This is a genomic window from Amphritea pacifica (assembly GCF_016924145.1).
In the GTDB taxonomy this organism is placed as follows: domain Bacteria; phylum Pseudomonadota; class Gammaproteobacteria; order Pseudomonadales; family Balneatricaceae; genus Amphritea; species Amphritea pacifica.
This window is the reverse complement of the sequence record NZ_JAFFZO010000045.1, coordinates 1-15,090: the sequence shown is the minus strand read 5'-3', so window position 1 is coordinate 15,090 and position 15,090 is coordinate 1. Positions and strand designations below refer to the sequence as shown.

Sequence of the window (15,090 nt, the reverse complement as noted above, 5' to 3'; positions counted from 1 at the left end):
GATAAACATCATTATGTCTGCTGCACACTTTAAGACCCTGCCTGAGTGGCTCGAATGGATTGAAAACAGTCATCCGGTCGACCTGATTGAGCTGGGACTTGATCGCTTACGTATTGTCTATCAGCGGATGGATCTTGATCTGAGCGCCAGCCTTAAGATTGTTGTTGGGGGGACCAACGGGAAAGGTTCCACTATTGCTATGCTGGATCAGGTGCTTCGTGATCAGGGTAAGACGGTGGGGTGTTTTACCTCCCCTCATTTTCTGCGCTACAACGAACGGATCAGGCTTGCGGGAGTGCCGGTCAGTGATGCCCTGATCATGCGGGCATTCGAAGCGATAGAGCAGGTTCGCGGCGATGTCAGACTGACTTACTTTGAATATAATACCCTGGCTGCGCTGCATCTGTTTGCCACCGAAAAGCCCGATGTTATGTTGCTTGAAGTGGGTCTGGGTGGCCGCCTTGATGCGATCAATATTGTCGATGCAGATCTTTCGGTGGTGACGACGGTTTCGCTCGATCATATCGATTGGCTGGGAGATGACCGGGAGCAGATCGGTTATGAGAAAGCGGGGATCTATCGCGCTGGGCGTCCTGCGGTATGTGGCGATCCGCAGCCGCCGCAGAAGTTGCTTAACTATGCCGATCAGATAGGCGCACCGCTGTATTGTCGGGGGCGTGACTTTAACTGGTCTCAAACCGACCGGAATAGCTGGGTCTGGCAGGGTGAGGAACCGGGGGGGAATGTCCTGACGATCTCGGGTTTACCGGATATGACCCTGCCTAAAGCTAATGCCGCAACGGTTATTCAGGTGTTGAATATACTTGGCCTGTTGCCCGGGGCAGAGCAGCTCAAAGCGAGTCTCGCCAGGGCTTCCCTGACCGGCAGGATGCAGCAGATTTGCGTCGCAGATACCGATTATATTCTTGATGTCGCTCACAATCCCGAGGCGGCAGAGTATCTGGCAGGTCAGTTGCGTGATAAGCCTGTAGCCGGGCGCACTCTGATGGTATTGGGAATGTTGGCTGATAAGGATATTGATCAGGTGCTGGCACTGTTGTGTCCAGTGATTGATCAGTGGTATCTGGTAAGCCTGAAAGGAGCGCGGGGGCAGTCAGCACAGGTGCTGGCTGATAAACTGACTGCGCTGGGGGTGGCTGTTACTCGGCAGTCGACCTGTGATACTGTTGCCGATGCCCTGGAAGGGGTGAAGAGAGGGGTTACGGCTGCCGACCGGGTGATCGTTGCCGGTTCTTTCTTGACAGTGAGTGATGCATTAATTGCACTGAATATGGATGGTAAAAACAGTGAATGATGGCTTTAAACAGCGGCTGGCTGGCGGTGCTATTCTGATTGTGGCTGCAGCAATTCTTCTGCCCATCTTTTTTGATGGTGCAGGCTATCGGGAGCGCCAGCTTGAAAGTGCCATACCACCACCGCCGGTTGAGCCGCAACTGGTCGTCATTACGCCTGAGAATCAACCGTTGCCGGATAGCTCTGCTCCGGCGGCCCCCGCTGAGCCGGTTACCGTGGCCGTGATGCCGCAGAAGGTTGCTGATGAGGTGGCTAAGCAGAAGCCTGTCATCGAAGAACGGGACGATCCGCCAGCCCTTGATCAGCAAGGGGTTCCGGTTGCATGGAGCCTGCAACTGGCGAGTTTTAAGGATGAAGATAACGCTAAAGGGTTGCGTACCCGACTGTTAAATGCCGGATATAAGGTGTATATCCGTAAGACAGGGGATCTGGTAAGAGTGTTTGTCGGACCTGATATTCAGAAAACCCGGTTAACAGAATTGCAGAGTGATATTCAGAAAGAGTTCGGTCTGGACGGTATTATAGTCCGTTTCACGACACGATAAACGTTGGGTTCAGCTGACAGCTCTGGTAGAATTCGCCCCTTATTCAGATCCTGAAGTAGATAATTAGTATGACACTCAACTGGGCCGATTGGGCAATTATCGGCATCATTACAATTTCCGGTTTATACAGCCTGCGCGGCGGCTTTATGAAAGAGGCGCTGTCACTGGTGACCTGGGTGGCTGCATTCATCGTTGCCCGGTTATTTGCCCCCTCATTGAGTACCCTGCTGGATAATCTCCTGCAGACCCCCTCGCTGCGCATAGGTGCAGCTTTCATTTTGCTGTTTGTTGCCACGCTGATGGTGGGCGCCGTTATCAATAATCTGATCAATATGTTGGTTCAGGCAACCGGTCTGAGTGGCACTGACCGGGTGCTTGGCATCGGTTTTGGCGTGGTCAGAGGCGGCCTTATTGTGATCGTTATTACTGCGTTGCTGGTGCGTTCGCCGGTAACCGAAGATAGCTGGTGGGCGGAATCGACACTGATTCCCCACTTTTTGCTGATGGAATCCTGGACCCGGGAAACCGCTGCAGATATCGGTCAGATGATCTGGAATCTCAGCGGACGGAATAGTTAAACCCAATTATCATTTATACTTGCTGTAACTAACTTAATACCTGAGGTAGCCTTAATGTGCGGTATAGTTGGCATCGTAGCCAAAAGTAATGTGAATCAGACGATTTTTGATGCATTGACAGTGCTGCAGCACCGTGGCCAGGATGCCGCTGGTATGGTGACATGTGAAGCAGATCGATTCTTTATGCGTAAAGATAACGGTCTGGTGAACGAAGTGTTCCGTACCCGTCATATGAAACGCTTAATGGGCAATGTGGGTATCGGTCATGTACGTTACCCTACCGCAGGTAGCTCCAGTTCCGCTGAAGCGCAGCCGTTCTATGTTAATGCACCTTACGGTATCGCGCTGGCACACAATGGCAATCTGACTAACACTGCCGAGCTGCGTGAGCAGATGCGCAAAGAGAACCTGCGCCATATTAACACCACTTCTGACTCTGAGGTGTTGCTGAATATTATGGCCCATGAACTGCAAAAGATCGGTAAGCTCATTCCCACTGCGGATGATATCTTTACTGCGATTAAGTCAGTGCATAAACGGGTTCGCGGTGGATATGCGGTGGTCTCCGTGATCACCGGTTATGGCATCGTTGCATTCCGTGATCCCCACGGTATCCGTCCTCTGGTTTATGGTATGCGTGAAACTGACGCAGGCACAGAATATATGGTGGCTTCAGAATCGGTAGCACTGGATATTTCCGGCTTTACCCTGATTCGTGATGTCGCGCCCGGTGAAGCGATCTTTATCACTCAGGATGGCGAGGTTCATACGATGCAGTGTGCAGAGAACCCGCAGTTGCATCCATGTTTGTTTGAATATGTTTATCTGTCTCGCCCAGACTCCATTATTGATGAAGTGAACGTTTATAAGTCCCGTATGCGGATGGGCGTGAAACTGGCAGAGAAGGTGATGCGGGAACGTCCCGATCATGATATCGATGTGATTATTCCGATACCCGATACCAGCCGTACTGCAGCGCTGGAGATGGCTCACCACCTGAATGTTAAGTTCCGCGAGGGCTTTATTAAAAACCGCTATATCGGTCGGACATTCATTATGCCGGGGCAGACTCAGCGGACTAAGTCTGTGCGTCGTAAACTGAACCCCATAGAGCTTGAATTTAAAGATCGGGTGGTGATGCTGGTGGATGACTCCATCGTCCGTGGGACCACCTCCCAGCAGATTGTGCAGATGGCCCGCGAGATGGGGGCTAAGAAAGTTTACTTTGCTTCGGCGGCACCAGCGGTGCGCTACCCGAATGTTTATGGTATCGATATGCCGTCAGCGTCAGAGCTGATTGCGCATGGTCGCACCGACGATGAAGTAGGCGTCGAGATCGGCGCTGACTGGATGCTGTATCAGGATCTGGATGACCTGAAAGATTGTCTGCTGGCGGGCAATAGCTCAGTGACTGGATTTGATGCTTCGGTATTTGACGGTAAATATATTACCGGTGATATCGATGAAGCTTATCTAAACCGTATCGACGCTGAGCGTAACGATACCGCCAAAGGTGGTGATAAGAGATCTGCAACTAATCAGAATGCCGATCTGCACGCGACCATTAGCTGATCAGGTAATATTGTTATTATTGCCTTTAGGTAATGAACAGAAATTTATCATAGGCCGCCTTAATCGGCGGCTTATTAATTATAGGAACATGGCTGATGTCCAGGTCCAGTTTTGAACGTCCTGAACGGATACAGTTTGAAGATGCTGACTATGAGTTCAGTACGCTCGCTGTCCGTGCAGGGCAATACCGGAGTGATGAGGGAGAGCATAATGATGCAATCTATCCGACCTCCAGTTTTGTTTATTCCAGTGCCAGAGAAGCGGCTGCCCGCTTTGGTGGAGAGGAAGAGGGAAATATCTACTCCCGTTTCACCAACCCCACCGTTCAGGCATTTGAGCGCCGTATGGCGGCGCTTGAAGGCGGTGAGCGTGCGATAGCGGCCTCATCAGGGATGGCCGCTATCCTGAGTACCTGTCTGTCTCTGCTGAAACAGGGCGATCATGTTCTCTGTTCCCGCAGTGTCTTTGGTTCAATTGTTTCATTGTTTGATAAGTATCTCAGCCGTACGGGTATCAGCGTAACCTACGTTGATCCAACCGATATCGACGCCTGGGCAGAAGCGATTACACCAGCGACCCGGATGTTTTTTCTGGAGACACCATCCAACCCTCTGGCGGAGCTGGGTGATATAGAGGCGGTCTCAGCGCTGGCCCATGCGAATGGTGCTCTGGTGGTGGTGGATAACTGTTTCTGTACGCCGGCGCTACAACAGCCGCTGAAACAGGGCGCTGACATCGTCGTGCACTCAGCAACTAAATATCTGGATGGACAGGGGCGCTGTGTCGGCGGTGTGGTTGTTGGTCGTGATAAGGAGATGGAAGAGGTCTACGGTTTTATTCGTACCGGTGGGACCTGTCTGAGCCCGTTTAATGCCTGGGTCTTTATGAAAGGTCTGGAAACTCTTGAGCTGAGAATGATGGCTCACAGTGCGAATGCCCTGGCGCTTGCTTTATGGCTGAAGCAGCAGCCAGGAATCGATAAGGTCTATTACTCCGGCCTGGAGGAACACCCTCAACACGCACTGGCAAAAAAACAGCAGCGGGCCTTTGGTGGGGTTCTGTCGTTTGAAGTCAGCGGTGATAAAGAGGCGGCCTGGCGCTTTATCGATGCCACTCAGATGATCTCAATTACCGGGAATCTGGGGGATGTGAAAAGCACTATTACGCATCCGGGGACAACGACCCATGGCCGTATGAGTGCTGCCGCGAAAGCGGAGGCGGGTATCAAAGAAAATCTGATTCGTCTCTCTGTTGGCCTTGAATCGATTGAAGATATTAAGCGCGATCTGTTGCTTGGGCTGGCTGCTATCTGAGCGGTTCTGGTTGCAGGGATGCCCGCCCGATTACCGTCGGTGCGGGCATTTTTATGTTATTAGCAGGCCCACTCAATCAGCGTGCTATGTATCGCTCCGGTAGCGTGAAGTTTACTTTTTTTCAATAAGATAGATGATAAAGTAAAACTAAACTCTTGCTCCTGAAGTGCCTCGCTGAAACATTTTACTTCTGGCGGTGTGAGCGGTTTGCGACTTCGTCCGAGAGTCAGGTGGGGGTGAAAACGTCGCGCTTCAAAGGGGATGTTCTGTTGTTGCAGGGAGAGGCTGATAGTCTGCTGCAATTGCTGGAGTGGTTGGGGGCACTCAACACCAAGCCAGATCACTGTCGAACGAAACTGGCCGATACCTCTGAGGCGTATAGTGAACGGCTGCAGAGTCAGCTGCTCGAAGGCCCGCCTAACAGAATCGCAGATAGTGTGGGGTTGGTCGCCGAGAAACAGCAGGGTCAGATGAAGTTGCTCTACAGGCAGTAATCGCAGGTTTTTTAACTGTGGGCAACAGCGCCGTATCGAGTGTCGCACCGCTATCGGTGGCTCTATAGAGATGAATGTACGCATAACAGAATAATAGGCTGGGAACTGGATTGAAGATAGTACTTGCACCGATGGAGGGCGTTGTCGATGCCCCGATGCGGGAGATGCTGACCCGTATTGGTGGGATCGACCAGTGCGTCACGGAGTTTGTCCGGGTCTCTGAGCGTGTGCTGCCGGCCAAGGTCTTTCGCAAGACCTGTCCGGAGTTATTCAATGACAGCAATACCAGTTCAGGCACGCCGGTGATTCTGCAACTGTTGGGAAGTGACCCGCGGATCGTTGCGGGGAATGCCCGTAAAGCGGTGAGTATCGGTGCCCGAGGCATCGATCTTAATTTTGGCTGTCCGGCAAAAACGGTTAATAAGAGTAGAGGGGGGGCCGTTCTTCTGCAAGAGCCGGAGCTGGTTCATAAAATTGTCTGGTGGACCCGGCAGGCGGTGCCCGATCATATTCCTGTTACCGCCAAGATGCGCCTCGGTTATAGCGATAAATCCCTTGCTCTGGAAAATGCAGCGGCCATTGCCGATGCCGGGGCATCGGGTCTCACCGTGCATGCCCGGACCAAAGAGGAGGGTTATCGTCCCCCGGCCCATTGGGAGTGGATAGCGCGTATCAGAGAACATGTCTCTATTTCCGTTACGGCTAACGGTGAGGTGTGGAACTGGCAGGACTATCAGCGCTGCCGCGAAGTGAGCGGTTGTGATGATGTGATGATTGGGCGGGGTTTAGTTGCCGCGCCTGATCTGGGTTTACGGATTAAAGCGTTGCAACGGGGCGATGACCCGGACCACCTGAGCTGGCCTGAGATGCAGCTATTATTGCGTCAGTTCCTCGAGCTGGTTGAACAGCAGCTGGCACCTAAATATGTGCACGGCCGGATCAAGCAGTGGCTGAAGATGATGTCCCGGGAATACCCTGAAGCGGTGCAGATGTTGCAGCAGATGCGCACTCTGAAACAGGTCCCCGAAGTGCGGCAGTTTTTGCATCAGTATTCTTTATAATAAATATACAGTAGCTAGATCGCGGCTTCGCCGCTGGCTAGTGGTTAGAACGTCGCTGCGCGACTGGCTAGAAAAAGATTAAAAGCCGTAGCTCGTTGTTCGAACGTCACAAAGAACGTGACTTGCTCGTCGCGCGAAAAAGCAAAGAAAGAATCGTCAGAGTATCAACTATCCAGCCTTACCAAAAAACAGTACGTAATTTGTATGTATAAACAGTATATTTTGTATATCGTAGCGGTTATGCTTGTTTAATCGTTAGAGAAGGCTCGTTTTGCTGCTGGCATCATTAGCAAAACATCAGAAAAACAAAGGGATAGGTAAAAAACGCTGGTAGGATACTACGCCGGGGCCGGAATGCAACTGCGCATTCTCGTTTTTGTCTTAAAGGAGATCGCGATGTTCATAAATTCCTCTTTACTATCTGATAGTTATCATCCCTTTAGTCAATTCAGCTCGGCATGCATATGCGCCAGCGTAGTATTAAAATGTTAGCTGCCTGCTTGAATCGAGATCGGAGAAACGATGAACGACATAATAGTAAAGGAAGATGTTAACCTTCCTGCTTTACCAAATACTGTTCTACCAGCGATTGCTGAGTTAACAGCAGCTCTCGGAATTCCTCGCGAGGTATTAGCCAGTCAAGAAGAGATCGAATATGCGTGGAGAGATTTACCACGTGAATTGCGGGAAATTCCTGGGGACTTGCGTGGTGAACTAATCGCAAGAATGTGTGTTGCTGTGAGTACGGGACTGTTTGATGGTGCAATGAACTACAGCTGGAACGCCGCGATTCTTCAGTTGCGCCAAAAAATTAGAAATTTTGGTTTGGCGGTAGTAGCTCAGATTCAACAAAATGACTTCGAGGAAAAGCACCTTCTTGAATTGCAAGATAGCAGGCTTTTAGACCTATGTTTGAAATTGAACATCATCAATGAAGATGGTTTTTTCTTCCTAGATCAGTGTCGTGAAGTTAGAAATAATTTCTCTGCGGCGCACCCTACAATGGGAACGGTAAACGACCGAGAATTTACGACTTTCCTAAATCGATGTGTGCGCTATGCGTTAGCAGATTCTTCCTCGCCTAGAGGTGTGGATATTAGTGCATTTATATCAGCAACCAAGGGGCCAAGGTTTAACGGCCATCAATGTCAGATATGGGTTCAGCGGCTAACCGAAACGCATGATGCGCAGAGGCAAATGCTCGTCAATATGGTTCATGGAATATATTGCGATCCTGCTACTGCAGAGCCAGCAAGACTTAATGCAATAGATATTTGTACTGGTTTAAGTGGTGCATTCACGTCGACAATAAAATCTGATTTGATTAACAATCACTCAGATTACGTCGCAAAAGGGTTGGAAGACAAACACACAGCATCGTTGCAATTCTTTGAAAAGCTGGGGCTTTTAGGGCTTCTAAACGAATCTGAGCAGCACGTGGTTTTCTCCCGTGCAATAGATAGGTTGTGGAATGTACACAACGGTATGAATAATTTTTACAACGAACCACCTTTCGCTGAGAGGCTGCTAGAGGTTACTCAGCAAGGCGCAGTTCCGGAAACTATTCAAGATGGCTTTGTCCAGACTGTAGCTTGCTGTCGTGTCGGAAACGGATATGGTGTGTCTAATGCCGCAGTGCCTTACTACGATGAAATGATCCAAAGTTTTTCACCTCGCGAAGTCGCCACTTTGGTTCGCGCTGCTGTAAATAATACGTCTACCATTGGTCGTAGAATATCTAACAACGGCAGTTGTCGAAGAAATTTAAAGACGGCTTTAGAGCTTATTGATCCTGCATCAGTTTCAAATTCAGTTAAAGCTGACTATGACCGTCTTACCAGATAAAGCAGCTAACAAAGCGCTGCTAGGGACAAACCTACGCTTCGCTTCGGTTTGCCCCAGAGCGCGGCGTTAGATTATTGCTATGGAAAGTATTTCTTTACTGACATCATTATTTGCAATCGCTATTTCACTACTTGCGTTATTCTGGAGTAGAAAGCAGTATCTCTTGGATTCTGAAATTAAAATGAGGCAGGAGTTGTCAAGCTTTATACTGCTTGCTCAAAGGTTGGATGATAGTTTTTATCTTATGGAAAGAGAAAGAAATAAAACTGGTATACCAATGGACGACGGCGAGCTTGCTATTTTTGAAAGGCATAAGGAAATGCTTGGCGTAGTAGATGAAACGCGTGATGAATTAAAATCTCTTCTTGAAAAAGAAAATTTAAAATATGACAAGATGCTTATGAATCACCTTTTTATATTAAAGAGTCATTCAGAAGGAATAATAGAATGGTGTGAAAGACGATTTGATAGATTTAGTAAATTTAACGAGAATAAAATAGTTGAAATGAAAGAGAAAGTTGAAGAAATGCAGGAAATAGCTAAGTTTGTTACTGAAAACTACTCTAACAAATAATTTAAGATCGCCCGCGAGCGGGCTGGGACCTCAAAAGCTACGCTTTTTTCGGCCCCTTAATTAGGCGTTGAGGCTGTCGGATAAGTCCCTCAGCCCTTGGCCTGCGGGACCAACTCCCGGTACAATCGACTAAAACAACTTTACCGCTGATGGTGCAAGGGATGGCGCGCTACAAACACAACGATTACAACCAGACTAAGATGATACCGCTGCGCTTTGCTGATCAGATCCAGCCGGGCAGTTTTGAATATACGCTCAGTCATGTGGTTGATCATGATCTTGATATGAGCCTGTTTGAATCCCGTTATCGCAATGATTACAACGGTGCACCTGCGTATGATCCCGCCGTCTTGTTAAAGATCGTTTTATTTGCTTACTCGCGAGGCATTACCTCCAGTCGTAAAATCGCCGAAGCCTGCCGTGAGAATGTTCTCTTCATGGTCCTGTCCGCAGACAGTCAGCCGCACCACAGCACTATCGCAGAATTTATCACGCGGATGGATGATGTGATTGCACCTCTGTTTACTCAGGTCTTGATGGTGTGTGATGGCATGAACCTGATTGGTCGGGAAATGTTTGCTATCGACGGCTGTAAAATGCCATCCAATGCGGCTAAAGAGTGGAGTGGAACACGGGCAGAGCTGAACCGTAAACAAGCCAAAATAGATCGAGCGGTCGCCCGTATGCTCCAGGCTCATCAGAGCTCTGATAACACCGACCAGCAACCGGAAATCACCGAGCGGCAACAGGCACAGATCAAAAAGCTGGAAGAGGTCTCCGCTAAGATAAAAAAGCACTTAGCGACCGAACCTGAACGGCTCGGTCAGCGTGGCCGCCCGGTCAAAAGCAATATCACCGATAACGATAGCGCCAAGATGACCAAAGGGTCTGGAACCCTTTGGAGCGAAGCCCGAAGGGAGAGTCTCAAGGATGAGACGAACAAATCCGCCAAAGGCGTGATCCAGGGTTACAACGGCGTGGCGGCGGTGGATAGCAAACACCAGATTATCGTGCATGCGCAAGCGCAGGAAGGACGTCAGGTGAGTTTTTATCCAAAAGGGAACGCACCGGAAGTCAGCTTCATGGATCGGATGAAGGAGAAGATCGATAGCCCGATGGGACGCCATATCTATAGTCAACGTTTAGGTACGGTAGAGCCGGTGTTCGGTAATCTGGAAAGCAACAAAGGCCTGAACGATTTACGTTCAGAGGCAAAGAGAAGGTCAGCGCACAATGGTTAATGTACTGCATGGTGCATAATATTGAGAAAATCGCGACGCAGGGTGAGATCAGGCATTAAGTGTAAGGATATCAGGTAAACAACGCTCATATCAGGTTAAAAGAATAGAAACAGAGTGTTTGAACTGAAGAGTGAAACTCAGCTTCTCCAGTCAAAAAATGCTAAAACAAACAGAGGAAGGCTGCGGTAGATGGGTATTATTATGTCAAATTGTCTAATCCGACAGTCTCGTTAGGTGCCCAAGGAGTAAATTTGGAGTTCATAAAAAATAATTGGATAAAAGCACCAATTTTACTTTATGTGATTGGCTTTGTAGTCCATAACACTTACCTCTCGAATTTTGGTAGCTATGAATTTGAATTGGTACAGGCTAAATATATTTTGTCTGGATTTGGGGCGGTTGCTTTTTATGCCATTTGTTTTGCGTATATATCAATCAAAGTAAACCTTTCATATATCTTCGATTCTTTACATTTCGATAAAATATTCCCATGGTTACTTCGCGTTGTTTCGCTGCCATATGTAATTTACTCATTTCTATACCTTGATTCGGCGACTGATTTAGTGATCGAGGGTAGTTCTTTAGTAAAGCTCTCTGTATTGTTCTTTATAACAGCTAATTTTGTAGTTATGTTCTCAATACTAGACTTGGTATTTATGTACAGCGAAGGAGAGAATCTTAAGGCACGAATAATTCGATCCGTTTTCAGAATACTATCTGTACCTATGATTATCGCGACAGCAATTATTGCCTGGAATAATGCTGAGTTTTCGTCGGTAGTAAAAGCTTCAACTTATTTTTTCTTTGGTTTTCTGGGGCTTGGTTTAAGGCAAGAGGATCGCAAGTATGGCATCGAACCAGACTACCTTGATTCAAATGCTAAGGAGGAACATCAAAACCTGTTCACAATATTTTTTGGTATTATTGCTATAGCCTTCATTCTTTGGGTGATCGTTTCAAATTATGTGGCTGCCATTTACCCAAAGATACCTGCGGCATTAGGTGGTGCGAAAATCGAAAACGCCCAGATTTACTCAGGAAACAAAATAATTAGCTCAAAACTTATACAAGAAACTAGCAGCTGGATTCTATATATCAACCAAGAAACAGGTAATGTTGAAAAAATAAAATCCAACTTGGTAGAAAAAATTACGTATTCAGAGCCAAATGAAACTACACCTAACACATATGAGCCGCCTCGGAGTCAATAGAAAATAACGCTCTTATCTGGCCGCGAAGCGGCCAGGGCTTTTTTATCAATCAACCAGTCAGCCAGCTGTCTTCGTCGTTGCCAAAACACGTTTGCAACAAACACATATTGAGACTCTCTTACCCAGTGCTCAACGGGTGCACACCGGTTCTTCATCCCTGATAGAGGTGGGGTTACCAGACATTCATCGGTTAACCTGAGAAAGGCGCTATTCAAAACCGTGGAATACATTTCCAGTTAGTATCAGGCTCAGTTCAGGTGCAAACTGTTTTACTGATGGTTAATGCACGCCAGTGAAGCGTCTAATCAAGGCCAGGGGGTAATTTGCCCGGACCACAAGACCTGTTGAGTCTAATCAAGGGTTACCAGGGCTTCGACGGTCTGCTGGGGGGAGAAGGCTCTATGGGTATCAAGTCAATGCAGCTGACCGCTGACGCGTCAGCTGATTGAAGCGTTAATGTTCGCTTTGATTCGATCGATAACGACAACTGCTGTTTTCTTTGCTTTTTCTAGCGAGTCGCGAAGCGACGTTCTAACCACTAGCCAGCGGCGAAGCCGCGATCTAGCCACTGCTTTCAAAGCGATCTAGCCACTGCTTTCAAAGCGCGTTATTCAAAAGAGCACCGGGAGTGGGTTGGTTGGTGCGGATTGAGTGATTGCATTGGGGCTGATGGCCTATACTTAGGGCGTTGCAATAGGTAAGGGGCGGTCGATATGAGAATTAAGCAGTCTGCTGTTGCTGGTATGTTCTACCCGGATAATGCTGATGAACTTGCGCTGATGGTCAGTCAGTTATTGGCAGATAATCCACAGCAGGGGCCACTACCGGTGGCTATTCAGGTGCCCCATGCCGGGCTGGTCTATTCCGGGGGGATCGCGGCAAAGGCCTATAATCTGATCCGCCCCTATCTGGATTCGATCACCCGGATGGTGCTCCTGGGGCCAGCCCACAGAGTACCGCTGCAGGGGATGGCGGTGATGGATGCGGGTCTGTGGCAAACCCCTTTGGGGCAGATTCAGATCGACAATATTCTCAGTGATGAGCTGGTCCGTGAGGGATGGGTGAGCGTCAATGATCAGGCCCATGCTCAGGAACACTGTCTGGAGGTTCAGCTACCCTTTTTACAGCTGCTGGATGGCCGTTATCGTATTCTGCCGGTGCTGGTAGGGCAGACGCCCTCAGCAGCGGTATCTGCCCTGGTTGCACAGGTGCTTGAAATGCCGGGAACACTGCTGGTGATCAGTAGTGATCTGAGTCATTTTCATCCCTACAGCGAAGCCTGTCAGCTAGATCGGGCAACCCAGCAGCAGATCGCTCAGCTGGATAGCCAGATAACACCGCAGCAGGCGTGCGGATGTTATGCTCTCAACGGTTTTTTACGCTACGCACAGTCTGCGGGGCTGAAAGCTGAGTTGCTGGGCTACTGTAATTCGGGCGATACAGCCGGTGATAAAAGTCGCGTGGTGGGGTATTCATCCTATGCCTTTTACTGAGAGTTACAGTCAGGATGAGCAGCGGTTGTTACTCCAGTTGGCGCGGTATGCCGTTGTGAGGGGGATTGCAGGACTTGAGCCGGAGCGCCCTGCGGGATATCTGATCCCCGCTGAACTGGAGAGACCCAGAGCCTGTTTTGTGACCCTGAAGATTGATGGTCAGTTGCGCGGCTGTATCGGTAATCTGGAGGCCAATGGTGCTCTGGCAGATGCGGTGCTGCGTAACAGCTATCTGGCGGCCTTTCGCGATCAGCGATTTGAGCCGGTGTCGGAGTCTGAGCGGCAACAGCTGGAGTATGAGATATCAGTGCTGACACCGATGCAGCCTCTGCCTGTCAGTTGTGAGGCGGATCTGCTGGCAACGCTTCGTCCCGGCATCGATGGCCTGCTGTTTGAGGCTGAGGGGCGACGGGCGACATTTCTTCCCTCGGTCTGGGAGCAGCTGACCCAGCCAGAGCAGTTTGTGCGGCAGCTACGCCTTAAGGCGGGATTGCCCGCGGACTACTGGAGTGATGCAGTGCAGTGCTGGATTTATCAGACCATACGGATTGAGGAGGTTAGCGGTGATCCGGATTGAAACAGCCGATATTACCCAACTGAAGGTTGATGCGATTGTTAACGCAGCCAACAGCACCTTGCTTGGCGGTGGTGGGGTTGATGGCGCTATACATCGGGCTGCCGGTCCACAGTTGCTGGATGAGTGTCGCGCCATTGGCGGATGTCCAACCGGTGAGGCGCGTATAACCCAGGGGTATCACCTGCCTGCTGGCTATGTCATTCATACCGTAGGCCCTGTCTGGCAGGGTGGAGAAAGGGGGGAGGCGCAGTTACTGGCCTCCTGTTATCGGGAGTGCCTGAAGCTCTGTCCGGCGAAGGCGATTAAGCGTATCGCTTTTCCCGCGATCAGCTGTGGTATTTATGGCTACCCTAAAGCCGCTGCTGTGGCGATAGCTGTGGCTACTGTTGCCTCGCTGTATCAGCGTGTTGGCGTGGAGGAGGTAATCTTCTGCTGCTTTGATGAAACGATGGCGGACCTTTATCGGGCTGAGATAAGTCGCTGAAAATAGCTTTTAAGATGCCGGGTGTAATTCATTTAGTGTGCCGGAAAAACAAAACAGGGAGTGATGTCTCCCTGTTTTCCGGTTATCTGCAACTGTAACGCTGAGATAAAAATTCTCAGTTAATAGTGATGGCGCGGGGTTTCATCGCTTCCGGAATTTCCTGTACCAGATCGACGTGCAGCAGGCCATTTTCCATGCTGGCTTCGGTTACACGGACATGATCTGCCAGCTGGAATTTGCGCTCAAAGCCTCTGGCTGCGATCCCCTGATGCAGATACTGGCGTTCGGTCTCTTCACTCTTCTTGCTGCCGGTAACGGTCAGCATGCCCTGTTCAGTGTTGATTGAGACTTCCGACTTATCAAAACCAGCAATTGCCATGGTGATGCGATAGGCGTGCTCGCTGATCAGTTCAATATTGTAGGGTGGATAGCCGTTCTGTGCCTGTTCGTTGCGGGTGGCGTTATCGATCATGGAAGCCAGACGGTCAAAGCCGATAGCGGAGCGGTAGAGTGGAGCCAGGTCAAATTGACGCATAATAATATCCTCATAAAGCAATATGTTTTTAGTTGCCTATCACAATGATCAGGCGGTTAACGGAGCTCTGCTGAGCCTCCGTTAATCCTCTTTATAAGGACAAAAAAAAGCCTTTCAAGGGAAAGGCTCAGGCTGTTGATAAAGTCCTCGTCAAATGACGAGGATTTTTTATAATAGGCTCATGCTAAGAGAACGCCCCCCAACCCAGTCCGCCCTTGAGTTTGTTTGCATCGATGAACTTGTTCCTCAAGAC

15 protein-coding genes and 1 pseudogene are annotated in these 15,090 nt (G+C 49.3%); 14 read left to right on the top strand and 2 right to left on the bottom strand.

Going from position 1 to position 15,090, the window contains the following annotated elements; genetic code table 11:
- The first annotated feature begins 13 nt into the window (after positions 1 to 13).
- The 5 genes from folC (at position 14) to JW499_RS19760 (ending at position 5,322) form a co-directional block, all read left to right on the top strand.
- Positions 14 to 1,315, top strand: coding sequence for a bifunctional tetrahydrofolate synthase/dihydrofolate synthase (gene folC / locus JW499_RS19780; RefSeq protein ID WP_205212204.1), 1,302 nt, complete (start codon positions 14 to 16; stop codon positions 1,313 to 1,315).
- Positions 1,308 to 1,859 carry an SPOR domain-containing protein gene (locus JW499_RS19775; protein WP_091356229.1) on the top strand — a complete coding sequence of 184 codons (552 nt, stop codon included), beginning with the start codon at positions 1,308 to 1,310 and terminating at the stop codon, positions 1,857 to 1,859. Before folC ends, JW499_RS19775 begins: the two co-directional genes overlap by 8 nt.
- A gap of 68 nt (positions 1,860 to 1,927) precedes the next feature.
- Positions 1,928 to 2,437 (top strand): CvpA family protein, encoded by a 510-nt coding sequence (locus tag JW499_RS19770; RefSeq protein ID WP_205212203.1) that lies wholly within the window; start codon positions 1,928 to 1,930, stop codon positions 2,435 to 2,437.
- Positions 2,438 to 2,491: 54 nt separating this feature from the next.
- Positions 2,492 to 4,009 carry an amidophosphoribosyltransferase gene (purF, locus tag JW499_RS19765; protein WP_205212202.1) on the top strand — a complete coding sequence of 506 codons (1,518 nt, stop codon included), beginning with the start codon at positions 2,492 to 2,494 and terminating at the stop codon, positions 4,007 to 4,009.
- A 95-nt stretch (positions 4,010 to 4,104) separates the two neighbouring features.
- A complete protein-coding gene (locus JW499_RS19760; RefSeq protein ID WP_205212201.1) occupies positions 4,105 to 5,322 on the top strand; it encodes an O-succinylhomoserine sulfhydrylase in 1,218 nt (405 codons plus the stop codon).
- Between the two features lie 59 nt (positions 5,323 to 5,381).
- On the opposite strand, the gene thpR is transcribed toward JW499_RS19760, so the two are convergent.
- Positions 5,382 to 5,900 carry an RNA 2',3'-cyclic phosphodiesterase gene (thpR, locus tag JW499_RS23075; protein WP_205212200.1) on the bottom strand — a complete coding sequence of 173 codons (519 nt, stop codon included), beginning with the start codon at positions 5,898 to 5,900 and terminating at the stop codon, positions 5,382 to 5,384.
- Between the two features lie 26 nt (positions 5,901 to 5,926).
- Between thpR and JW499_RS19750 the strand changes: the two genes are divergently transcribed.
- From JW499_RS19750 to JW499_RS19715, 9 genes and pseudogenes are all read left to right on the top strand, one after another.
- On the top strand, positions 5,927 to 6,877 hold the full coding sequence (locus JW499_RS19750; RefSeq protein WP_232846537.1) for a tRNA dihydrouridine synthase: 951 nt from the start codon (positions 5,927 to 5,929) through the stop codon (positions 6,875 to 6,877).
- A 522-nt stretch (positions 6,878 to 7,399) separates the two neighbouring features.
- Positions 7,400 to 8,722, top strand: a complete 1,323-nt coding sequence (locus tag JW499_RS19745; protein WP_205212199.1) for a hypothetical protein — start codon at positions 7,400 to 7,402, stop codon at positions 8,720 to 8,722.
- A 79-nt stretch (positions 8,723 to 8,801) separates the two neighbouring features.
- Entirely contained in the window at positions 8,802 to 9,296 is a 495-nt protein-coding gene (locus JW499_RS19740; protein ID WP_205212198.1) for a hypothetical protein, read from the top strand.
- A 149-nt stretch (positions 9,297 to 9,445) separates the two neighbouring features.
- On the top strand, positions 9,446 to 10,537 hold the full coding sequence (locus JW499_RS19735) for a transposase (RefSeq protein ID WP_416135412.1): 1,092 nt from the start codon (positions 9,446 to 9,448) through the stop codon (positions 10,535 to 10,537).
- Positions 10,519 to 10,596, top strand: a pseudogene (locus JW499_RS23070) (transposase); the annotation flags it as partial. The gene JW499_RS19735 and the pseudogene JW499_RS23070, both read left to right, overlap by 19 nt.
- 192 nt (positions 10,597 to 10,788) lie before the next feature.
- Positions 10,789 to 11,748: a hypothetical protein gene (locus tag JW499_RS19730; RefSeq protein WP_205212197.1), complete on the top strand. Its 960-nt coding sequence runs from the start codon at positions 10,789 to 10,791 to the stop codon at positions 11,746 to 11,748.
- Positions 11,749 to 12,461: 713 nt separating this feature from the next.
- Positions 12,462 to 13,241, top strand: a complete 780-nt coding sequence (gene amrB, locus JW499_RS19725) for an AmmeMemoRadiSam system protein B (RefSeq protein ID WP_205212196.1) — start codon at positions 12,462 to 12,464, stop codon at positions 13,239 to 13,241.
- Positions 13,228 to 13,818 carry an AmmeMemoRadiSam system protein A gene (gene amrA / locus JW499_RS19720; RefSeq protein ID WP_205212195.1) on the top strand — a complete coding sequence of 197 codons (591 nt, stop codon included), beginning with the start codon at positions 13,228 to 13,230 and terminating at the stop codon, positions 13,816 to 13,818. Before amrB ends, amrA begins: the two co-directional genes overlap by 14 nt.
- Positions 13,805 to 14,302 carry an O-acetyl-ADP-ribose deacetylase gene (locus JW499_RS19715; RefSeq protein WP_332874441.1) on the top strand — a complete coding sequence of 166 codons (498 nt, stop codon included), beginning with the start codon at positions 13,805 to 13,807 and terminating at the stop codon, positions 14,300 to 14,302. The genes amrA and JW499_RS19715 overlap by 14 nt, the downstream gene beginning before the upstream one ends.
- A gap of 115 nt (positions 14,303 to 14,417) precedes the next feature.
- On the opposite strand, the gene JW499_RS19710 is transcribed toward JW499_RS19715, so the two are convergent.
- A complete protein-coding gene (locus JW499_RS19710; RefSeq protein WP_205212193.1) occupies positions 14,418 to 14,837 on the bottom strand; it encodes an Hsp20 family protein in 420 nt (139 codons plus the stop codon).
- Positions 14,838 to 15,090 lie beyond the last annotated feature (253 nt).